Consider the following 21,305-nt stretch of genomic DNA (forward strand, 5'->3'; position numbering starts at 1 on the left):
TGCGGCCGGGCTCGTGCCGGGCCGGTGTCCGGTCAGGGTTTGCGGACGAACGCGGCGATCGCCGCCTGTGCCTCGGGAGAGGCGATCACCGCGACCTGGTTGTCGATCTCGGCTTCGAGTGCCTCGGCGAGAGTGGTCCGCCAGGCGTTGTTGAGCAGTGACTTGGTGCCGGCCAGCGCCGAGGGCGACAGCTTGCGAAGGCGGCCGGTGAGGGCGTCCACCTCTGCGGTCAGTTCCTCCGGCGGCGCCACGGAGGTGATCATTCCCCAGTCCAGTGCGGTGGCCGCGTCCAACGAGTCGCCGAGGAAGGCCAGTTGGCGTGCTCTGCGCTCCCCCACGAGGCGGGGCAGCAGCCAGCTGCCGCCGCTGTCCAGGGACAGTCCGCGCCGGATGAACAGCTGGAGGAAGCGGGACCGGTCACTGGCCACCACGAAGTCGCAGGCCAGGGCGAGGTTGACGCCCGCGCCCGCGGCGATCCCGTCGACCATGGCGATCGTGGGGAACGGGGCTTCGTGGAGGGCGAGGACACAGCGGTTGGAGACCCTGATCCGGTCGGGCAGTGCGTCGAGGTCGTCGAGCAGTCCCTCGACGTCCGACCCGCCGCAGAACGCCCCTTCGGCTCCGGTGACCACCACCGCGCGGGTGGCGGGATCGGCCGACAGCTCGGCGAGCAGCGCCTCCAGCGCGCTCCACATCGTGTCGGTCATGGCGTTGAGCTTGCCGGGCCGGTTCAGGGTGATCGTGGCGACGCCGTCCCGCGTCACGCAGTCGACGCTCATCGGCGGGCCCGCTTGTCGGGTGCGTCGATGGACCGGCCGATGATCTCCTTCATGATCTCGTTGGTCCCGGCGTAGATGGTCTGCACCCGTGCGTCCAGGAAGGCCCTGGCGACCGGGTACTCCTCCATGAAGCCGTAGCCGCCGTGCAGTTGGAGACAGCGGTTGACCACGTCCTGCTGGAGTTCGGTCGTCCACCACTTGGCCTTGGCGGCGTCCTCGGCGTCCAGCACCCCGTCCAGATGACGGCGGACGAGGTAGTCCACGTAGACCTGGGCGACCTCGGTGGCGGTGAGCATCTCGGCCAGCTCGAACTTGGTGTTCTGGAAGGAGGAAAGCCGCTGTCCGAAGGCCTCCCGCTCCCGGCAGTAGTCCATCGTCCAGTCCAGGACGGCACGGGCGCCGGTGATCGCGGAGACCGACAGCGCCAGTCGCTCCTGGGCCAGGTTCGCCATCAGGGTGGGAAAGCCCGTCCCCGGCTCGCCGAGCAGGTTCGCGGCCGGCACCCGGGCGTCGTCGAAGAACAGCTCCGCGGTGTCCTGGCTGCGCAGTCCGATCTTCTTCAGATGGCGTCCCCGGGTGAAGCCGGGGGTGCCGTTCTCCACGACGATCAGGCTGAGGCCGCGGTGGCGCTCCTCGGGGTCGGTCTTGGCTGCCAGGACGACCAGGTCGCAGTTGAGGCCGTTGGTGACGAAGGTCTTGGAACCGTTGACGACGTAGTGGTCACCGTCGCGGATCGCGGTCGTACGGACGGAGGCCAGGTCGGATCCGGCGCCGGGCTCGGTCATCGAGATCGCGCCCATGATCTCGCCGGTGACGAAGCCCGGCAGCCAGCGGGCCCGCTGCTCCTCGTTGGTCGCGCCGAGCAGGTAGGGCAGCACGATGTCGTTGTGGAGCGTGATGCACATGCCCGAGCCGATGACGTTGGCCCGTTGCAGCTCCTCGGAGATGATCACGTTGTAGCGGAAGTCGTCGACACCCAGGCCGCCGTACTCCTCCGGTACGGCCATGCCCAGGAAGCCCTGGGCTCCGGCGGCCAGGAACATGGACTTGTCGACGCGGCCGGCCGCCTCCCACTTCTCGTGGTTCGGGACGATCTCGGCCTTGACGAAGGCCCGGAAACTGCTGCGGAAGTCCTCGTGGGTGTCGTCGAACAGATCACGGTGCACAGCCATCGCGTGCCTCCTCTCTCATCGTGCGGTCCATCCGCCGTCGACCGCGAGGGTCTGTCCGGTGATGAAGCTTCCGCCGGGGCCGGCGAGAAGCAGCAGTGCTCCGTCGAGCTCTTCGGGCCGCCCGGGGCGGCCCATGGGGGTGTTGCGCCTGATCCAGCGGCTCGCCGACTCGTCGGCCAGCATCTCGGCGGTCAGTTCGCTGGGGAACCAGCCCGGCGCGATGGCGTTGACGCGTACCCCGGAAGGGGCCCATTCGGCGGCCAGATGCCGGGTGAGGCTGATGACGGCCCCCTTGGCGGCGCCGTAGGCCGACTGGGGGACGGGGGCCGAGGCGACGAGCCCGAGGACGGAGGCGATGTTGACGATCGCCCCGCCGCCGCGCTCCGTCATGGACTTCGCGGCGAGCACGCTGAGCTGGAACAGCGCGGTCACGTCGATGTCGAGGGTCTTGCGGAACGAGGCGACCGGCTGCTCCAATGCGGGCAGCGCGTCGGCCCATCCGGCGTTGTTGACCAGGATGTCCACGCCGCCGAGCTGCTCGGCGCGGGCGATCAGGGCCGCGCAGTCGTCCTCGTCGGTGATGTCGCACCGGTGGGCCACGATCCGGTCGTCCTCGGCGGCCAGCGACTCCAGGAGGTCGGTGCGGCGGGCCGCCGCGACCACGGTCGCCCCGGCCGCGGCCAGGGTCAGGGCGAACCGGCGTCCGAGTCCGCTGGAGGCCCCGGTCACCACGGCGACCTTGCCGCTCAGGTCGATGACGTGGGCCCCCGGGGTCACGACAGCCTCTCGATGACCGTGGCGTTGGCCATGCCGCCGCCCTCGCACATGGTCTGGAGGCCGAACCGGCCGCCGGTGCGCTCCAGTTCGTGCAGCATGGTGACCATCAGCTTGGCGCCGGAGGCACCGAGGGGGTGGCCCAGCGAGATGCCGCCGCCGTTGACGTTGACCTTGGCCGGGTCGGCGCCCAGTTCGCGCTGCCAGGCGAGGACGACCGAGGCGAAGGCCTCGTTGACCTCGAAGAGGTCGATGTCGTCCAGGCTCATGCCGGACCGCGCGAGGACCCGCTGGGTCGCCGGGATCGGGCCGGTCAGCATCTCCACCGGGTCCGAGCCGGTCACGGCCATGTGGCGGATGACCGCGCGCGGGCGCAGACCCAGCTCGCGGGCTTTCTCCGCACTCATGATCAGGACGGCGGCGGCGCCGTCGACGATCTGTGAGGAGTTGCCGGCGGTCACGCGCCCCTCGGGGACGAAGGAGGGCTTGAGGCCGGCCAGTGCCTCGGCCGAGGTGTCGCGGATGCACTCGTCGGCCAGCAGGGTGTCGCCGGGCTCGGTGATCTCGCCGGTCTCGCGGTCGCGCACCCTGCGCTGCACCGGGACGATCTCCCGGTCGAAGCGGCCTTCGTCGCGGGCGGCGGCGGCGCGCCGGTGGCTCTGCAGACCGTAGGCGTCCAGTTCCTCGCGGGTCAGCTTCCAGCGGTCGACGACCAGTTCCGCGGAGATGCCCTGCGGAACGAGACCGCTGGCTCCGTACGCCTCGCGGTCGGCGTAGCGCTGGTGCGCGGCCTCGCCGTAGACGGCGCGGATGTCGCCGCCGGGGGCGTTGGAGAACATCGGCACGGTGGACATGCACTCCAGGCCGGCCGCGACGACCACGTCGCAGGTCCCGGCCATGATCGCCTGGGCGGCGAAGTGGACGGCCTGCTGGGAGGAGCCGCACTGCCGGTCGATGGTCGTGGCGGGCACGGTCTCGGGCCAGCCGGCGGCCAGGACGGCGGTCCGGCCGACGTTGGTGCTCTGGGGACCGTTCTGGGTGACGCAGCCCATGATCACGTCATCGATGACGGCGGGGTCGATGCCGCTGCGCTCCTGGAGCGCGATCAGGGTCTGCGCGGCGAGCTCCGCGGGGTGCCAGCCGGACAGGGAGCCGTGACGCTTGCCCGAGGCGGTGCGGACCGCCTCGACGATTACTGCTTCGGGCATGGGAGACCTTTTCGGGGACGACCGGGACACGCGGGGTGTGCGGTCGGTGGGGTACGGGGCTGACGGCGCCGGCGGTCACGGGTGACGGGGCTGATGGCGGCGGTCACGGGTGACGGGGGTCAGGCGGACGGGGCGAAGCCGCGCTCGGCCATCCAGCCGGTGATGACGCCGATGGCTTCGGCCAGCTGGGGACGCTGGTCCGCTCCGGCGTAGTAGTGCGTGGCGCCCTTGACGACGTGCAGGGTCTTGTCCGGGTGGCCGACCGCGTCGAAGAGACGCCGGGTGTGGCTCGGGGTGCACGCGTCGTCGGCGCTGTTGCCGATCACCAGGGCCGGGATGCGCAGGTCGGCGGCGCACTTCACGCCGTCGCCGTTGGCGTCGTCGTAGCTCCACTGGGAGAGCCAGCCGCGCAGCGTGTTGAACCGCGCCAGGCCGACCGGGCCGTTGTTGACGACCTCGGGGTCGCCCAGGTAGCAGCGGCCCGGGGCGCGGTCGCTGGGGTCGACGGCGGGGTCGAGCCAGCGCGGGTCGGCCATCGTGCCGTGCACCACGAAGCCGCGCTCTTCCAACTCGCGTCCGGATTCACGCAGTTCGGCGAGCTGCGTCTTGACCCAGGCGGTGATCCTGCGGTTGCGGGCGATCTGCGCGGCCCGGTAGCGCTCGACGAACTCCGCGGTGTACGGCGGCTGGTTCGGGTTCTTCGGGTCGTACAGGTCGAGTTCGGGGTCGCGGACGTCGGGGTCGGTCTCGTCCAGGACGGAGGCGTCCAGCCATTCCGTCATGGTGCCGTGCCTGCTGACGTGGGCCGCGAGCAGCATGATGCCGTCGGCCGGGGTCAGGTCGCAGCGGGTCAGGTCCGGGCCGTCGCCGGCCGGGGTGGCCGTGACGGTCGGGTTCTGCGCCTGCTGCTGGTAGTACAGCGACAGCGAGCCGCCACCGCTCCAGCCGGCCAGCACGACCTTGGCGTAGCCGAGGCGCTCGCGGGCGTCGCGGACACAGGCGCCGAGGTCCTGGACCACCTTCTCCATGATCAGGGCGTTGTCGACGCCCCGGTAGCGGCTGCCGCAGTAGATGACGTGGTGGCCGGCGCGGGCCAGGCCGTTCATCATCGGGAGGTAGGCGCCGCCGCCGATCGGGTGCATGAACACGATGACGGTGTCGGACTCGACCTCCTTCGGCTTCAGGAGGTAGCTCTCCAGGGCGACCATCTCGCTCGGTCCGCCGTAGGTGTCGCGGTAGGCCGAGGTGTCCTCGAACATCACCAGGTAGGGGATGCGGTCGTAGGCGTGCTTCTTGGCTTCCGTGCTCATATCTGGATCTCCGGGTCTGCGGGGCCCGCTTCGGCCGCCGCGGTGAGGACCGCCTCGCTGGGCACCAGCCGCCGCCGGGTGTCGACGGCGATGATCTTCCATTCGACCCGGGTGTCCCGGTCGAAGCGGCGCCGGGAGCGTTCACGGGCCTTTTCCGGGGCCCCGTGGTGCGTGCCCTGCGGGGCGTGCGAGATGAGTCCGGGCGGCAGGTCGACCCCGAAGACGTTGCCTCCGTGGAAGAAGGCGATCTCGTCGAAGTCGACGTTGCGGTGGTACCACGGGTAGCGCTCGGTCCCCGGCACGCTCTCGGCGGCCCTGGGCAGGAAGTTCATCACGTACACGCCGGTGGCCTGCATGAACAGGTGCACGGTGGGCGGCAGGTGCACGCTCTCGGAGGTGATCACGTTGTAGTCGTCGATGTTGAAGGTGAAGGGGAAGTTGTCGCCCCGCCAGCCTTCGGCGTCGCACGGGTCGTGCGGGTAGAAGATCGAGGTCTGCTGACCGGAGTGGTACAGCCGCACCTCGTACTCGTCGCGTCCGTCGTCCTCGACCACGGCCGCCTCGGGGACCACGACGAGCGCGCTGTCGAACGGGAAGTGCCGGCCGAGGACGCCCGCCGGCGGGACGCGGAACTCGTCCACCGCCTCGACGACCAGGACACAGCTGCCGCCCTCGTCGGGGACCTGGCGGTAGGTGGTCGCCTTGGGGAGGTAGACGTAGTCGCCGGGCCGGTAGGCGAGCGAGCCGAACTCGGTGACGAAGGTTCCGGTGCCCTGGTGCACGAAGTGCAGTTCGTCGCCGTCGACGTTGCGTACGTAGAACGGCATGGGCTCGGCGCGCATGCTCAGCGAGATCCGGCAGTCGGCGTTGCTGAACATCAGCAGCGGTGCGCCGCTCGGGTCGTCCTTGTCGGCGGGGGTCAGCGCGTTCGCGGCGATGTCGACGCCGGTGAGCGGTCCCACGCTGCGGTACCGGGTGGGGTCATGACGTCGGTAGAGGTGCGCCGTGCGGCCCTCGAACCCGCCACGGCCGAGCTCGTCGTCCTTGAGACCTTCGAGGTCCGCGTGGATCCTGCGGGGCGTCGTGCCTTTCCGCAGGTGGGTGAATGACTCCACTTACCGCTCCCGTCTTGGTCCGGGGCGCCGGATGTTCTGGCATCCGGCGCCTCGGAACCGATCTCCCGTACCGACTGATCGGTACAGTAATCTGGTCAGGTGTTCCCGTCAATGGTGTGCTGGGTCACCGCCGGCCGCGCCTCGGGCGGATACGGACCGGCTTTTCGTCAATGGCCGGAGGCCGCCAGGCGCGCGTTCAGCGGGCCCGGGTCGACATATTCCTCGATCCGTCGAATGTGCCGGTCGTCGCAGAAGACCCGGAGCATGGCGGGCATACGAATTCCCTCGCACCGGCCGCCGAGTTCGACGACGTGCTGCTGTACGAATCCGTCGTCCAGAACCGTCCGCCGCACGTTCGCATAACGCAGCGGGCCGGCCTTGGCGGCGAGCCAGGAGAGCAGCCGCAGGCTTTCCTCGCGCGTCTGCTCGACGTCGTCGTAGTTGTGCCAGACGGCCACGTCCGGGCTGTACAGCGCGTCCAGTTCCGCGAGGTCCCCACGGGAGACCGCGGCGAAGAACCGGTCGGCGAGGGCGGAGACGCCCGCGCTCATGCCTGCTCGCCCTCCGGCTCGCCGGTGGGGCCGTAGTTGAGGGCCAGACCGGGGCGCGGCCAGTCCACCTTGACGAGCTGTCCGGTGCTGGCCATGGTGATGTAGGCGGTCCGCAGGCCCTCGCCGCCCCAGCAGATGTTGGTCAGGCCCGGGTCGTTGTCGACGTCGATGTCGACGAACTCCACCAGTTCGCCCTCCGGGCTGACCACGGAGATGCCGGTGTGGACCATCGACGCCACGCAGAGGTTGCCGTCGGCCTCGATGCCGAGCCCGTCGAAGTTGGTGTAGTCGGGCGCGGTGTAGAGGAAGTTGCCGCCGCCGGAGCCGCCCATGGACAGACCGCCCTTGATCTCGCCCGGAGCGGTGATCTCCCACCACCACACACGCGCGGTGAAGGTCTCGTTGACGTACAGCCGCGTGCCGTCGGGCGAGAGGCCGATGCCGTTCGGGCCGTCCATCCCTCCGGTGAGCAGCTTGATCGAGGTCCCGTCGGCGGTCGCGTAGAAGAGCCGGCCCTTGTCGCCCGTGACGCCGTCGCTCTTGCCGTAGTCGGTGAAGTAGAAGCCGCCGTGGGCGTCGAAGACCAGGTCGCTGGCGCTGCGCAGCTGCTGCCCGTCGCACTCGGTGTAGAGCGTCTCCACGGAACCGTCCGTGAGGTCGACCGCCTGGACGCTGCCGGTGACGTAGTCCGGGGCTATGCCGACGGCCCAGGTGAAGCCGGCGACCTCGAAGCCCATCATGCCGCCGTTGTTGGTGACGTAGACCCGGCCGTCGGGGCCCAGGGCCGCGCCGTTGGGGCCGCCGCCCAGCTCGGCCACCACCGAGGTGGTGCCGTCCGGGGTGACCCGGGTCAGCTTTCCGCCGAGGACCTCGACGACGAGCACGTCACCGTTCGGGAGCGCGACGGGCCCCTCGGGGAACTTCAGTCCGGTGGCGAGAGTGGTGACATTCATTTGCTTTCCCTTTCGCGGGATGTTCTGTCCAGCCGATGTCGTCTCTTTTTTCCGTCGGGCCTTCAGCTCAGTGCCAGGCCCGGCCGCGGCCATTCCACCTTCAGCAGTTTTCCGGTGCTGGATGCGGTGATGAACGCGGTGCTCAGATGCTTTCCTCCCCAGCAGATATTGGTGATTCCGGGGTCGTCGCCGACATTGATGTCGACGAATTCCACGAGATGGCCCTTCGGGCTCACCACGGAGATGCCCGCGTGGATCATCGACGCCACGCAGACGTTCCCCCCGGCCTCGACGCCGAGCGAGTCGAAGTTCGTGTAGTCCGGCGCCGTGTACAGGAAGTTGCCGCCGCCGGAACCGGCCAGCGACAGCCCGCCCTTGATGACTCCGGGGGCCGTGACCTCCCACCACCAGACCCGCGCGGTGTAGGTCTCGGAGACGTAGAGCCGCTTGCCGTCCGGCGAGAGCCCGATGCCGTTGGGGCCGTCCATCCCGTCGGCCGCCTTGCGGATCGACGTGCCGTCGGCGGTGGCGTAGAAGAGCCGCCCCCGGTCGACGGTGGTCGTGCCGGTCTTGCCGTAGTCGGTGAAGTAGAAGCCGCCGTGGGCGTCGAAGACCAGGTCGTTCGGGCCGCGCAGCCGCTGCCCGTCGGCCTCGGTGTAGAGCGTGCGCACCGACCCGTCGGCGAGGTCGACCACCTGGATGCTGCCGGTGACGTAACCGGCGGGTGTGCCGCCGGCGAAGGTGAAGCCGCCGACCTCGAAGCCGTTCAGGCCACCGTTGTTGGTGACGTAGACCCGGCCGTCGGGGCCCAGGGCCGCGCCGTTGGGACCGCCGCCCAGCTCGGCCACCACCGAGGTGGTGCCGTCCGGGGTGACCCGGGTCAGCGTCCCGCGCAGTACCTCGACGACGAGCACGTCGCCGTTCGGGAGCGCGACGGGCCCCTCGGGGAACCTCAGCCCGGTCGCGAGGACGGTCACCTTCGGCTTCCGCCGTCGGGCCGGCCGGCCGGCGGCCGCCGCCACGGCCGCCGGGCCGAGCACCGCGGCGCCCGAGGCGCCCGCGGTCACCGCTGTCATCCGTCCGATCAGCGACCGGCGCGAGAGGGCTCCGCGCGCCGGCGGTATGTCCTGACCGGGCTCCGCGGACTCTCCGGTTCGTTCCATGCCAGCCGTCCTTTCGGTGAATTTCCTGGTGAACGTGTCACTGGTTCCGCCGCCCGGCCGAGGGCGCTCCCCCGGGCCGCTCCCGGACCAGTGGTCACTCGCGGCGGAGGCGACTCCCCCGGCACGGGGTACGAAGGTCACTCCCCGGTGGCGAACCGGTCCCGCAGGTCGTTCTTGCGGATCTTGCCGCTGACCGTCTTCGGCAGGTTGTCCGCGAAGAACACGGCGCGCGGCTGCTTGTACGAGGCGAGCCGGCTCCGGCACTGCGCCACGATGTCGTCCTCCGAGACCTCCTGGCCCTCCCTGCGGACCACCACGGCGGCCACCTTCTCGCCCCAGACCGGGTCCGGAAGGCCGATCACCGCGGCCTCGGCGACCGCCGGGTGCTCGTAGAGGGCGTTCTCGACCTCGCTGGAGTAGACGTTCTCGCCACCGGAGATGATCATGTCCTTGGCCCGGTCGACGATGTAGAGGAAGCCCTCCTCGTCCTTGCGGGCGAGGTCACCGGTGTGGAACCAGCCGCCGGCCCAGGCTTCCTCGGTCGCCTTGGGACTGCCGTGGTACCCGACGGTGACCTGGTCGCCCTGGACGACGATCTCGCCCACCTCGCCGACCTCGCAGTCCTCGCCGTCGGGCCGCACGACGCGCACGTCCACCAGGGCCATCGGCTTGCCGACCGCGTCGAGCAGGTGCTCCTCGCCGTTGGCGGCCCGGATGTGGGCCTCCTTGTCGAGGGTCAGCATGTTCCCGGCCAGCTCGGTCATGCCCATACCCGCGTACACGATCGGGCCGAACCGCTCGATCGTCCGCCGCAGCACGTCGACGGGGATCTTGGAGGCGCCGTAGCCCATCCACTCCAGACTGCTGAGGTCGTACTCGTCGATCTTGGGGTGGGCGAGCAGCATCGACATCATCGTCGGGGCGAAGCCGCCACTGGTGACCCGGTGCTCCTGGACGAGCCGCATCCACTGCTCCGGGTCCCATCCGGACATCATCAGCACGGAGCCGCCGTTGAACTGGTGCATCGGCGTGAGGTAGCCGGCGACGTGGCACAGCGGCATCGCGTTCAGATAGCTGGTGTCCGGCGTGGGCTCGTAGGCGAGCACCGACTGGATCAGCGCGGTGTTGATGTTGCGGTGGGTGAGCTGGGCGCCCTTGGGGAATCCGGTGGTGCCGCTGGTGTAGAGCAGCCAGGCGACCTCGTCGTCGTCGACCCGCACCTCGGGCTCGGTCGGCCGCCCCTCGGCGACGAGGTCCTCGTAACTGCGCGCGTCCGGCCGGGACTCGCCGATCACGATGAAGTGCTCGACCGTCTCCAGATCACCGCGGTGCTCTTCGAGCGCCTCCAGGTAGCGCTGCTCGACCAGGACGACCCGGGCACCGGAGTTGTTGAGGATCCACACCCATTCCTTCGGGTGCAGACGGTAGTTGAGCATGGTCAGCGTCATGCCCACGGCGGGGACGCCGTAGTAGGCCTCGACGTACTCGGGGTTGTTCTCGGACAGGATCGCGATCCGGTCGCCCCGCGAGGCGATGCCGAGGAGCGCGTTCGCGAGGCGCATCGCCCGCTCGTACAGCTCGGCATAGGTGCGGGAGCCCGAACCGTCCGCCATGACGAGCGCGTTCTTGTCCGGTGTCCGCATCGCGTTGCGACGCAGCACGTCACTGATCAGCATGGCGTTCTTCCTCCTGTGCGGTCGATGACCGAGCCGGCGGTGCGGTCCTGGCACACGACCACGCGCCTCTCGACGAATCCGGTGATCTGCTGGTGGGTGTAGCCCGCCGCGCGCAGCACGTCGGCGGAGTCCCGGCCCGGGGCGGCGGGGGGACGCGGTGCCGCGGTCCGGGTGCGGCTGAAGCGGGGGGCGGCGGCGGGATGCACCACCCCCTCGATGTCCAGGAACGTGCCGCGCGCACGGTTGTGCGGGTGGCCGGCGACCTCGTCGAGCGAGAGGACCGGGGTGACGCAGGCGTCGACATCCTCGAACACCGCCATCCATTCGGCACGTGACCTGGCGGCGAACGCCTCCGCGATGCACTCCTTCATCGCATCCCAGCGCCCGGGGTCCAGCCGGCTTCCGGCCGTCCTCGGGTCGTCGGCGACGCCGAGCGTCTCCAGGAGGCGGTCGAAGAAGTGCCGCTCGGCGGCTCCGACGGCCACGTACTCCCCGTCGGCACAGCGGTAGGTGCCGTAGAAAGGCGCACCCGAGTCGAGCGTGTTGGTGCCGCGTTCCGTGTTCCAGGTGCCGGCGGCCCGCATCCCGAGCATCGTCGACAGCAGCACGGCCGCCCCGTCGACGATGCCCGCGTCCACGACCTGCCCGGCGCCCGACAGGCGGGCCTCCAGCAGCGCGCAGACGATCCCGTAGGCCAGCAGCATCCCGCCGCCGCCCTCGCCGACCAGGTTCACCGGCGGTACCGGCGGCTGCCCGGCGAGACCGACGGGGTGCAGCGCTCCCGCGACCGAGATGAAGTTGATGTCGTGGCCGGCACGGCCCGAGAGCGGGCCCTGCTGCCCCCAGCCGGTCATCCGCCCGTACACCAGGCGCGGGTTGCGGGCCCGGCACTCGTCCGGCCCGATGCCGAGCCGTTCGGCGACGCCCGGACGGAAGCCTTCGACCATCGCGTCGGCGGTCCCGGCGAGACGGAGCACGATCTCCGCGCCCTCGGGGGACTTCAGGTCCACGGCCACGGAGAGGCGGCTGCGCTCGGGGATCCGGAACCGTGGGTCGTCCATCCCGGGCGACTGCTCAATGGCGTCCACCCGGTCGACCCGGATCACCTCGGCGCCCATGTCCGCCAGCAGCATCGCGGCGAACGGAGCGGGGCCGACCCCGGCGATCTCCACCACCCGAACCCCGTCGAGAGGCCCGCTCATGACCACCTCCAGTCGTCGTACCTCGTTGTACCGTCCGGTCGGTACAGGCATGTAAGCACAGCGCCCTCCGGTTCGTACAGACCTGAATCACTACTGCCGCGGGAGGCGCCTCACGGCTTCGTCCCGAGTGGGACGTGGCGGATGAATCCGCTGGTCCACGGCCCGTACGGACATCGGAACGGCTGCGGACAGCGCGTCGGACCAGGCCCTCGCCCCCCCGTTCGGACGGCATGCCGGAGCAGGCCCCGGCACCCCTGGGGGCGGTACACCGGAGCAGGCCCCGGCGCTCTCCCGGGGCGCGCCGGACGCGACCGCCCACCGTCGGACGGTCGCGCCCGGTGGGTACCGCTCCCGCGCGCCCCGCCGGCCCGGGGAACGACGCGCGTTCCCGGTCGCTCCTCGGACTACTGGTCGGCCTTGTGCCGGCTCAGGGACGCCCGCGCGGACAGCACGTGCGCCGTCATGACCGACTGCGCCCACATCCCGTCCCGGGCGGTGAGCGCGTCGACCAGCTCACGGTGCTGGCGCAGACTGCGCTCCATCTCCTCCGGGGAGTAGTTGTGGAACGTGTGCCGCACGAGGGAGATCTCGATGACGCCGGACAGGATCCCGGGGAGCAGCGCGTTGCCGGCCGCCCGGTGCAGCGTGCGGTGGAAGCGCATGTTGAGCTCGGTGATGCGGTCGTCGGCGTCGTCGCCCCCGACGCGCGCCGCCTCGTCCATGGCGTCGCACAGCGCGCGCAGTTCCTCGCGCTCGGCCTCCGAGGCGTCGCGCTCCGCCGCACGTCGCGCGGCGTAACCCTCCAGCAGCGCCCGCAGGCTGAAGACGTCGTCGAGATCGGCGGCGTCGAATCCGGTGACCTGCGCGCCGCGGTTGGGGTGCAGGGTGATGAGCCCGTCGGCCTCCAGCCGGCGCAGCGCCTCGCGTACGGGAGTGCGGCTCACCTCGTAGGTGGTCGCGATGTTCTCCTCACGCAGCCACGCGCCGGACGGGTGGGATCCGGTCAGGATGCTCCTGCGCAGGTCCTCGTAGACCCTCACCGACGGCTTCGTCATCGTTTCCGCTCCTGGTACGGCGCCATGAACCAGGGCGCGACCGGGCACCGCCGCCCGACCGTCCCGCAGGGTCATCGCGCGGGCGCGGGAAACCGTCCGGCACGCAGCAGCTGTCCCGGCAGCGGCCTGCCGAGGACCTCCGTGATCCACGCTGCGGTGGACAACAGCGCGTCGAGATCGATGCCGGTGTCCACGCCCTGCCCTTCGAGCAGGTAGACGAGGTCCTCGGTGGCGATGTTACCGGTCGCCTTCGGCGCGAAGGGGCAGCCGCCGATGCCCGCTACGGAACTGTCCAGGACCGACACGCCGGCTTCCACGCCCGCGTAGGCGTTGGCGTAGCCGGTGTTGCGCGTGTTGTGCAGATGCAGGCCGAGCGGGATGCCGAGCCCCGCCGCGCCGGTGAGCAGCCGGGTCACCTGCCGGGGAACCCCGACGCCGATGGTGTCGGCGAAGACGAGTTCGTCGGCGCCGGTGGCGGCGACCCGTTCGGCGATGGCCAGCACCCGGCCGGGATCGACGGCTCCCTCGAACGGGCAGCCGAACGACGCGGCCAGCGTGACGCTGGCCCGGCGGCCGTCCGCGTGGGCCGCCGCGACGATGTCGGCCGCCTCCGCGATCGACTGCTCGACGGTGCGGCCCTGGTTGCGCTCGTTGAAGGTCTCGGTGACGCAGAAGGCCATACGGGCCTCCACGCACCGGGTCTCCGCCAGTCGCGTGTACCCGCGCTTGTTGAGTACCAGCGCCGCGAGACCGACGCCGTCGGCGGGTTCCACCGCGGCGCAGACCTCTTCCGCCCCGGCCATCTGCGGCACGCGGGCGGGGTTGACGAAGCTGGCGATCTCGATGCGGCCGATGCCGGTGGCGGACAGCCGGTCGACGAAGTCGGCGCGCTGTCGCGGGCTCAGGTGTTCGGGTTCGTTCTGGAGTCCGTCACGCGGACCCACTTCACAGATTCTGACGCTCACGGGGTGTCTCCTCTCGTTGCCCGGGAACCGCGGCCGGACCGCTAGATGACGCCCTGCTCGTGCAGGAGGGCGCGGGCCGCGGTGTCGAGGCCGAGGATTCCGCCGTACACCTCGTCGTTGTGCTGCCCCAGTTCCGGGCCGAGCGTCTGCACCGCGCCGGGAGTCCCCGACAGCCTGGGGGCGACGTTCTGCATCGGGAACGAGCCCAGCTTGTCGTGCATCAGCCGGACGATCGTCTTCCTGGCCTCGAAGTGCGGGTCGGCGAACATGTCCTGCGCGGTGTAGGTCAGTCCGGCCGGCACTCCGCTCTCGTGCAGCAGGTCGAGCAGCGCTTCGGAGTCCTGCTCCTGGGTCCACTCGGCCACCAGCTTGTCGAGCTCGGCCTGGTGCTCACCGCGGGCGGCGTGCGTCCCGAACCGCTCGTCGGTCTGCCACTGCGGCTTGCCCATCAGCTCGGCCAGCCGGTTGAACACCGTGTCCCGGTTGGCGGCGATGAGGACGGCCGAGCCGTCACGGGTCGGATAAACGTTGCTGGGCGAGACGCCCGGCAGCACCGACCCGGTGCGCTCGCGCCGCGATCCGCCGATCTCCCATTCCGGCAGGATCGACTCCATCATCGCCAGTACGGCCTCGTAGATCGCGGAATCGACGACCTGACCCCGCCCGGTGTGCTCACGGGAGAACAGGGCCATCACGGTGCCGAGCGCGGCGAACGTGCCGGCGAGCGAGTCGCCGATCGAGATGCCCGTGCGGCTGGGTGCGCGGTCGGGCTCCCCTGTGATGTGGCGCAGGCCGCCCATCGCCTCGCCGATGGAACCGAATCCGGCGCGCCGGGAGTAGGGACCGTCCTGGCCGTACCCGGTGACCCGGGTGACCACGAGCCGGGGGTTGAGCTCGGCGAGTTCCGCGGGTCCGAGCCCCCATCGCTCCAGGGTGCCCGGCCGGAAGTTCTCGATGAACACGTCGGCCGTCGCGAGCAGGTCCCGCAGCAACTGCTGCCCTTCGGGCCTGCGGAGGTCGCAGGTGATCGACTTCTTGTTGCGGGCGATGATCGGCCAGGTCAGGGAGAGGCCCTGCGGGAGGTTGCTCCCCCACTGGCGCATCGGGTCGCCGTTGCCGGGATCCTCGGCCTTGATCACTTCGGCCCCGAAGTCGCCGAGGAGTTGTCCGCAGAACGGTCCCGCGATGAGCGAGCCCGTCTCGACGACCCGTACCCCCGCCAATGGCCCTTGGGCAGCCGCCTGCCGGCGGTCGCTCTGCTGGTCGTCAGCCATGGGATGTCCACCTCTCGCCCACATCACGCACATCGAGCAACCGTCGCCGACTTGTACACAACTTCGGTTTGCCGATCGAGGCCTCGTTGCCTCTATGCAGGCACCATAACCGCACCTCGCCCGAATAGACACGACTGATTGTGTGCAATCTCGCGAGCTGGACACCGGATCGGGGTGCCAGGGACCACCGGCGGGCCGAAGGCCGGGAACACCGGCGCCCGCACGGAGGAGATCCGCCTCGGGGGGCAAGGGGGGACCGGAGGCATACGGCGGCGGACCCGGACGGGAGGATCCCGCGCACCGGGGCAGCCGAGGCGGCACACCGTCAGAAATGAGTCCAGGCGGCGCCCGGCGCGGTCCGGACGCGCCCTGCGCCTGGCGTCCGACCCTTGGCGTACCGGGCTTCCGGCGTACGGCACCCAGCGCCTGGCATCCCGCGTCCCGCGTCGGCCGGGTACGGCTGCTCAACGGGAGTCGGACGCGCCCTTCATCGGCCGGTACGGCTCAACGGGATCCGGACCCGGACCTCGTCGGCGCTCAGATCCGCGCGTCCCCGACCGGGAAGGGCACAGCGCAGGGCCGCAGGACCATGAGCGGATCCTCCAAGGCCGCCACCATGGCGAACGGGAACCGGTCGAGCTCGAGGCAGAGTGCGACGTCATCGGGATGGACGCCCTGGCGCACACCCGTCGCCAGCTCTTCGGCGGCGCGGGACCCGCCGGCACGGCGGAGGAACCCGGCCGCGTCGGTACCGGCCCCGGCCGCCCTGCCGGCGATGTACTGAGCGCACGCCAGATCCTCATCGGCGCGGCCGTCCTCGCCGGTGACCACGAACGTGACGCCGTCGCACCGGCGGGCCCGCAGGATCCGCGCGGTCGCCTCCGCCACCACGAAGCCGGCGCACAGCACCAGTGACGCGTCCTTGACCGCGAGGGCGCCGACCGTCCCCGCCGTGGTCTTCTGCACGACGGTCCGTCCGCCGAGGTCGACGGACCGCAGCAGACCCGGCGAGTTGACGAGGTCGAAGCCGGGGGCGGGCGGACCGTCCTTGAGCGCCACCCAGTCCGGGTGACGGGCCTTGAGCGCCAGGGCCTCGGCGAGCGACTCCGCGAGAACGATCTTTTCCGCCCCGCGGCCGAAGGCCCAGGCGGCCACCGTGCAGGCACGCATGACGTCGACCACGACCGCCACGGACGGGGTTTCGGCCAGTTCGGCGATGCCGAGGAAGCGAGCGTCCATCGCGTCATGATCGCGCAGACCCGGCCCGAAGCACCGGGAGAGTGACCTGCGTCACATCGATGACCCTGGGGGTCGAGTCCCGGGCTCGATGGGCGGCAGCCGGCCGCATCCGGCGACAGCCACGCCCCCCGGAGCAGGGGACAGCCGTATCCCGGAACAACGGAAAGGCCGTTCCCGCATCGGCGGAAACGGCCTGCGACCTGCGTTTCAGCAAGTCGGGACGACAGGATTTGAACCTGCGACCCCTTGACCCCCAGTCAAGTGCGCTACCAAGCTGCGCCACGTCCCGGTGCCTTCACCCGCGGTGACCCGCGTGATCGTGCGAACAGAACTTTACCCCACGCCGGGGGCTGCTCCGCAGGGGGAGCGGGCGCGCGACAATCGGCGTATGACCGGGACATCTGAGACGCGGCGGGCCGGCGGACGCGACCGGGACGCCGAGGGACGGGCGCGGAACGCCCGGCCCCGTGACGGACTGGGGCGCCCGCTGCCGTACGGCGCGGCCGGTGTCGAACGAGCGCCGGAGGGCGTCGTGCGCCGACCCGAGGACACGGTCACCGAGGCGCAGGCGCTGCTGGACGCGGGCAGGCCGTTCCACGCGCACGAGGTCTTCGAGGACGCCTGGAAGTCCGGGCCCGCGGACGAGCGCGGGCTCTGGCGGGGACTGGCCCAGCTCGCCGTGGGGCTCACCCACGCGGCCAGAGGCAACGTGACGGGTGGCGCACGGCTGCTGCGGCGCGGGGCCGGAGGGGTCCAGGAGTGGACGTCGGCGACCGGACGGCCGCGGCCCCACGGCCTGGACCTCGCGGACATCACCGGCTGGGCAAGGGAGTTGGCGGCCGTCGTGGAACGCGACGGCCGACCGGTCGACCCGGCACGGGTGTCGCCACGGCTGCGCGGCCGGGCCGCCTGACGAAGGCGCGCCCCGCCCATGGGTGCCGGGGTCCGGCCGGTGCGTCCACTGTCAGTGGCGTGGGGCAGACTCTCGGTGTGCGAAAGATTCATGTCATCGGCATCGGAGCGGGCGACCCCGATCAACTCACGCTTCAGGCGGTCAAGGCGCTGAGGAGCACGGACGTGTTCTTCATCCTGGACAAGGGCGAGGTGAAGTCGGACCTCGTCCAGTTGCGCCGCGACATCCTCGACGCGCACATACCCGAGGGGGCGTACCGCCTGGTCGAGGCCCGCGACCCGGACCGGGACCGGACGGCGGGCGGCTCGGCGTACTCGCCGGCCGTCGGGGACTGGCGCAGCGCCCGCGCCGCGATCTACGAACAGCTCATCGCCGAGGAACTGGGCGAGGACGAGAGCGGCGCGTTCCTGGTGTGGGGCGATCCCGCTCTGTACGACAGCACGCTCGGCATCCTGGAGGAGATCCTGGACCGGGGCGCGGTGGCGTTCTCGTACGACGTGGTGCCCGGGATCAGCAGTGTCTCGGCGCTCGTCGCCCGGCACCGCACGGGGCTGAACCGGGTCGCCCGGCCGGTGCAGATCACCACCGGGCGGCGCCTCGCCGAGGGCTTCCCGGAGGGGGTGGACGACGTGGTCGTGATGCTCGACGCCCATCAGACGTTCCGGCAGTACACGGACGAGGACATCGACATCTACTGGGGCGCGTACATCGGCACGCCCGACGAGATCCTCGCCTCCGGTCCGATCGCCGAGGCGGCTCCCCGTATCGAGCGGTTGCGCGCCGAGGCCCGGGAGCGCAAGGGATGGATCATGGACACCTATCTGCTGCGCAGGAACCCGGGAGGGTAGAGCGTCCGGCCGGCCCGTACACCGGGCGGGTCGCCCCGCATGCACGGGGAGCCCACCGGTGTGAGGGTGGCGATTGTGACGATCACGGAGGATGCGGCGCCACCCGCGGCGGGGGCGCCCGGACCGCCGGTGCTGGACAACCGCCGCCGCAACATCGTCTTCGCGACGATCGTGCTGGGCATGCTGCTCGCCGCGCTCGACCAGACGATCGTGGGCACCGCGCTGCCGACGATCGTGTCGGACCTGGGCGGCGCCGCGCACATGTCGTGGGTGGTGACCGCGTATCTGCTGGCCGAGACCGTGGCGACCGTGCTGGTCGGCAAGTTCGGCGACCTGTTCGGCCGCAAGGTGGTCTTCCAGGTGTCGGCGATCATCTTCATCACGGGTTCCTTCCTGTGCGGGCTCGCCACGAACATGACGCTGCTGATCGCCTGGCGGGCGTTGCAGGGCATCGGCGCGGGCGGTCTGATGGTGACGTCCATGGCGCTGATCGCGGACGTCATCCCGCTGCGCGAGCGGGGCAAGTACCAGGGCGCGATCGGTGCCGTGTTCGGTGTGGCCACGGTCATCGGGCCGCTGCTCGGCGGACTGTTCACGGACCATCTGTCGTGGCGGTGGGCGTTCTACATCAACGTGCCCCTCGCGATCGTCGTGGTGATCGCGGCGGCCCGCACCATCCCCGTGGTGAAGTCGGTGACCCGGCCGGTCATCGACTATCTGGGCATCGCGCTGGTCGCGGTCGGCGCCAGCGCCCTGATCCTGGCGACGAGTTGGGGCGGCAACGAGTACGCCTGGACGTCACCGGCCATCATCGGCCTCTTCGTCGGCGGCGTGGTCGCGCTCGGCCTGTTCTGCCTGGTGGAGACGCGTGCGCCCGAACCCATGCTGCCGATGCGGCTGTTCTCCAACCCGGTCTTCACGGTCTGCTCGATCCTCAGCTTCATCGTGGGGTTCGCGATGCTCGGCGCGATGACGTTCCTGCCGACGTATCTGCAGTACGTCGACGGGGACTCGGCCACGATCTCCGGCGTGCGCACCCTGCCGATGGTCCTGGGGCTGCTCATCGCGTCCGTCTTCAGCGGCAACGTGGTCAGCAAGACCGGGCAGTACCGGATCTTCCCCATCGTCGGCTCCCTGGTGATGGCGGTCGGGCTGTATCTGATGTCGCGGATGGGACCGGGCACCGGAGCCTGGCTGGAGTCCCTGTACATGTTCGTGCTCGGCACCGGCATCGGGCTGTGCATGCAGGTGCTGACGATCGCCGTGCAGAACACCGTCGAGTACACCGACCTCGGCACCGCGACGTCCGGGGTCACCTTCTTCCGTACGCTGGGGAGTTCGTTCGGGACGGCCGTCTTCGGCACGATCTACACCAACGCGCTCAAGCCCAACCTGGCCGACGGGGTCAGGGCGGCCGCCGAGACGGGCGCGGCCGGACCGGCCGTCATCGCCAGGGCGGCGCAGAGCCCGGAAGGACTGCACAGACTTCCGCCCGAGGCAGCCGCGCCCATCGTCGACGCGTACGCCGACACCATCCACACGGTGTTCCTGTGGACGGTCCCGGTCGCACTCCTCGGGTTCGTCGTGTCGCTCTTCCTCAAGCAGGTGGAACTGCGCGACAGCGCGCGCATGGGGTCGACGGACATGGGCGAGGGTTTCGCGTCACCGTCCACCGCGGACTCCCAGCGGCTGCTGGAGTTCTCCGTCGCGAAGATCATCGGCACCACGGAGATGGACACCGCGCGCCGGATCGTCTTCGAGTCCGACACCCGGCTGGACGTGGCGGGTGCCTGGGCCGTGATGCAGGTGGAGCTGTTCACCCGGATGGTGGGCCACGCCAACCTCGCGCTGATCGCCGCCCGGCGCCATCTGCCTCCCGAGGTGCTCGTCCCGGTCTTCCAGCGCATGGTCGACGAGGGCTATCTGACCCGGCACGGCTCGCTGTTCTCGCACACCGCGGCGGGCGAGCGCGAGGCGCGGGTGATCAGCGAGGCCTGGGGCCGATGGCTCGCCGGGCGCGTCGAGCAGGACATCGGCCGCCCGTCCGGCACGGAACTGCGCGCCGCCGTCGACACCATCGCCAAGCGTCTGCTGGTCGAGGACCTGACGCAGGGTCTGCCGGGCCGCACACCGGAACTGACCTCGGCCACCAGAAGCTGACCGGACCGACCGGACCCGCGAGGCGGGCTCAGCGGAGCAGCAGCTGCACTCCGCCCACCACCGTCGCCCCGATCACCAGGCGTTCGAAGAGCAGTTGGTTGATGCGCTTCACCGCCCACTTCCCGACGAACGCCCCCGGCACCACGAACACGGCCAGGGCCGCGTCCAGCAGCAGCGAACGGCCGTTGATCAGACCGAGGCCCGCGCTGAACGGCAGCTTGGAGACGTTGACGATCAGGAAGAAGAAGGCGGAGGTGCCGAGGAAGCCGAGCTTGCGGAAGCCCGCCGAGAGGAGGTACATCGACATGACCGGGCCGCCCGCGTTCGCGACCATGGTGGTGAAGCCGCCGAGGACACCGTAGGAACGCGCCTTGACGCGGCCCGCGCGGGTCACGACCGCGTCGGGTTCCTCGTCCTGGACGGCGGCCCGGCGGCGCCACAGCGTGATCCCGGTCATCAGCAGAAGGGTCGCGCCGATCGAGGCCCGTACGACCCCGTCGTCGGCCCACACCAGGAACAGCGTGCCGAGGACGACACCGGCGGCGACCGCCGGGAAGAGCCGCCACAGCGTCGGCCAGTGGGCGTGGCGCCGGTAGGTGGCGACGGCGAGCACGTCGCCGACGATCAGCAGGGGCAGCAGGACGCCCGTCGAGGCGCGGGCGGGCAGTACGGCGGCGAAGACCGCCAGGCTGACCGTGTTGGCGCCGCTGACAGCGGTCTTGGAGAAGCCGACGAGCAGAGCCGCGGCGGCGAGAGCGGCGAACTCCCCCGTGGATATGTGCCAGAGCGTCATCGTGTTCATGCGGGGATCGATGCTATGCCCACGGTGCTCGTGCAGGTGACGGGGGTCCCGCCGGGCTCTTTTCGGGTCACTGGTGTGCCGGGGCCGCCGGCCGCTGTACCGGCGCCCCGGAACCGGCCGGGCGCAAGCGCGCGAGGACGTACGGC

19 protein-coding genes and 1 tRNA gene are annotated in these 21,305 nt (G+C 70.7%); 3 read left to right on the forward strand and 17 right to left on the reverse strand.

Annotation, left to right across the window (positions count from 1 at the left end; all coding sequences use genetic code 11):
- Nucleotides 1-32 precede the first annotated feature (32 nt).
- The 16 genes from OG780_RS06845 to OG780_RS06920 form a co-directional block, all read right to left on the reverse strand.
- The gene (locus OG780_RS06845; protein WP_328445704.1) at nt 33-779 is read right to left on the reverse strand and encodes an enoyl-CoA hydratase/isomerase family protein; all 747 of its coding nucleotides are present in this window, start codon (nt 777-779) and stop codon (nt 33-35) included.
- Nucleotides 776-1,945, reverse strand: a complete 1,170-nt coding sequence (locus OG780_RS06850; RefSeq protein ID WP_328457942.1) for an acyl-CoA dehydrogenase family protein — start codon at nt 1,943-1,945, stop codon at nt 776-778. Before OG780_RS06850 ends, OG780_RS06845 begins: the two co-directional genes overlap by 4 nt.
- A 21-nt stretch (nt 1,946-1,966) precedes the next feature.
- A complete protein-coding gene (locus OG780_RS06855; protein ID WP_328445706.1) occupies nt 1,967-2,728 on the reverse strand; it encodes an SDR family NAD(P)-dependent oxidoreductase in 762 nt (253 codons plus the stop codon).
- Nucleotides 2,725-3,933, reverse strand: a complete 1,209-nt coding sequence (locus OG780_RS06860) for a thiolase family protein (protein WP_328445708.1) — start codon at nt 3,931-3,933, stop codon at nt 2,725-2,727. The genes OG780_RS06855 and OG780_RS06860 overlap by 4 nt, the downstream gene beginning before the upstream one ends.
- A gap of 119 nt (nt 3,934-4,052) precedes the next feature.
- Complete coding sequence (locus OG780_RS06865) at nt 4,053-5,243, reverse strand: alpha/beta hydrolase family protein (RefSeq protein WP_328445710.1); 1,191 nt, start codon at nt 5,241-5,243, stop codon at nt 4,053-4,055.
- Nucleotides 5,240-6,358, reverse strand: coding sequence for a homogentisate 1,2-dioxygenase (locus tag OG780_RS06870; protein ID WP_328445712.1), 1,119 nt, complete (start codon nt 6,356-6,358; stop codon nt 5,240-5,242). Before OG780_RS06870 ends, OG780_RS06865 begins: the two co-directional genes overlap by 4 nt.
- 167 nt (nt 6,359-6,525) lie before the next feature.
- A complete protein-coding gene (locus OG780_RS06875; RefSeq protein ID WP_328445714.1) occupies nt 6,526-6,909 on the reverse strand; it encodes a nuclear transport factor 2 family protein in 384 nt (127 codons plus the stop codon).
- Entirely contained in the window at nt 6,906-7,862 is a 957-nt protein-coding gene (locus OG780_RS06880; protein ID WP_328445716.1) for an SMP-30/gluconolactonase/LRE family protein, read from the reverse strand. The genes OG780_RS06875 and OG780_RS06880 overlap by 4 nt, the downstream gene beginning before the upstream one ends.
- 62 nt (nt 7,863-7,924) lie before the next feature.
- Nucleotides 7,925-9,025: an SMP-30/gluconolactonase/LRE family protein gene (locus tag OG780_RS06885; RefSeq protein WP_328445718.1), complete on the reverse strand. Its 1,101-nt coding sequence runs from the start codon at nt 9,023-9,025 to the stop codon at nt 7,925-7,927.
- A gap of 137 nt (nt 9,026-9,162) precedes the next feature.
- On the reverse strand, nt 9,163-10,701 hold the full coding sequence (locus OG780_RS06890; RefSeq protein ID WP_328445720.1) for a class I adenylate-forming enzyme family protein: 1,539 nt from the start codon (nt 10,699-10,701) through the stop codon (nt 9,163-9,165).
- Entirely contained in the window at nt 10,695-11,903 is a 1,209-nt protein-coding gene (locus tag OG780_RS06895) for a CaiB/BaiF CoA transferase family protein (RefSeq protein ID WP_328445722.1), read from the reverse strand. The genes OG780_RS06890 and OG780_RS06895 overlap by 7 nt, the downstream gene beginning before the upstream one ends.
- A 404-nt stretch (nt 11,904-12,307) precedes the next feature.
- Nucleotides 12,308-12,958 carry a GntR family transcriptional regulator gene (locus OG780_RS06900; RefSeq protein ID WP_328445724.1) on the reverse strand — a complete coding sequence of 217 codons (651 nt, stop codon included), beginning with the start codon at nt 12,956-12,958 and terminating at the stop codon, nt 12,308-12,310.
- A 71-nt stretch (nt 12,959-13,029) separates the two neighbouring features.
- On the reverse strand, nt 13,030-13,923 hold the full coding sequence (locus tag OG780_RS06905) for a hydroxymethylglutaryl-CoA lyase (RefSeq protein ID WP_328445726.1): 894 nt from the start codon (nt 13,921-13,923) through the stop codon (nt 13,030-13,032).
- Between the two features lie 41 nt (nt 13,924-13,964).
- A complete protein-coding gene (locus OG780_RS06910) occupies nt 13,965-15,197 on the reverse strand; it encodes a CaiB/BaiF CoA transferase family protein (RefSeq protein ID WP_328445728.1) in 1,233 nt (410 codons plus the stop codon).
- Between the two features lie 537 nt (nt 15,198-15,734).
- Complete coding sequence (locus OG780_RS06915; protein ID WP_328445730.1) at nt 15,735-16,436, reverse strand: 2-phosphosulfolactate phosphatase; 702 nt, start codon at nt 16,434-16,436, stop codon at nt 15,735-15,737.
- Nucleotides 16,437-16,651: 215 nt separating this feature from the next.
- A tRNA-Pro gene (locus OG780_RS06920) sits at nt 16,652-16,725 on the reverse strand.
- 99 nt (nt 16,726-16,824) lie between these two features.
- Between OG780_RS06920 and OG780_RS06925 the strand changes: the two genes are divergently transcribed.
- The 3 genes from OG780_RS06925 (at nt 16,825) to OG780_RS06935 (ending at nt 20,357) form a co-directional block, all read left to right on the forward strand.
- Complete coding sequence (locus OG780_RS06925; RefSeq protein WP_328445732.1) at nt 16,825-17,349, forward strand: DUF309 domain-containing protein; 525 nt, start codon at nt 16,825-16,827, stop codon at nt 17,347-17,349.
- A gap of 77 nt (nt 17,350-17,426) precedes the next feature.
- Complete coding sequence (gene cobF, locus OG780_RS06930; RefSeq protein WP_328445734.1) at nt 17,427-18,197, forward strand: precorrin-6A synthase (deacetylating); 771 nt, start codon at nt 17,427-17,429, stop codon at nt 18,195-18,197.
- A 75-nt stretch (nt 18,198-18,272) separates the two neighbouring features.
- Complete coding sequence (locus OG780_RS06935; protein WP_328445736.1) at nt 18,273-20,357, forward strand: MDR family MFS transporter; 2,085 nt, start codon at nt 18,273-18,275, stop codon at nt 20,355-20,357.
- Nucleotides 20,358-20,385: 28 nt separating this feature from the next.
- Here the strand turns inward: OG780_RS06935 and OG780_RS06940 are convergent, their stop codons facing one another.
- Nucleotides 20,386-21,159: a sulfite exporter TauE/SafE family protein gene (locus OG780_RS06940; protein WP_328445738.1), complete on the reverse strand. Its 774-nt coding sequence runs from the start codon at nt 21,157-21,159 to the stop codon at nt 20,386-20,388.
- Nucleotides 21,160-21,305: the final 146 nt, after the last annotated feature.

Source organism: Streptomyces sp. NBC_00386, from assembly GCF_036063235.1.
Lineage (GTDB): Bacteria > Actinomycetota > Actinomycetes > Streptomycetales > Streptomycetaceae > Streptomyces.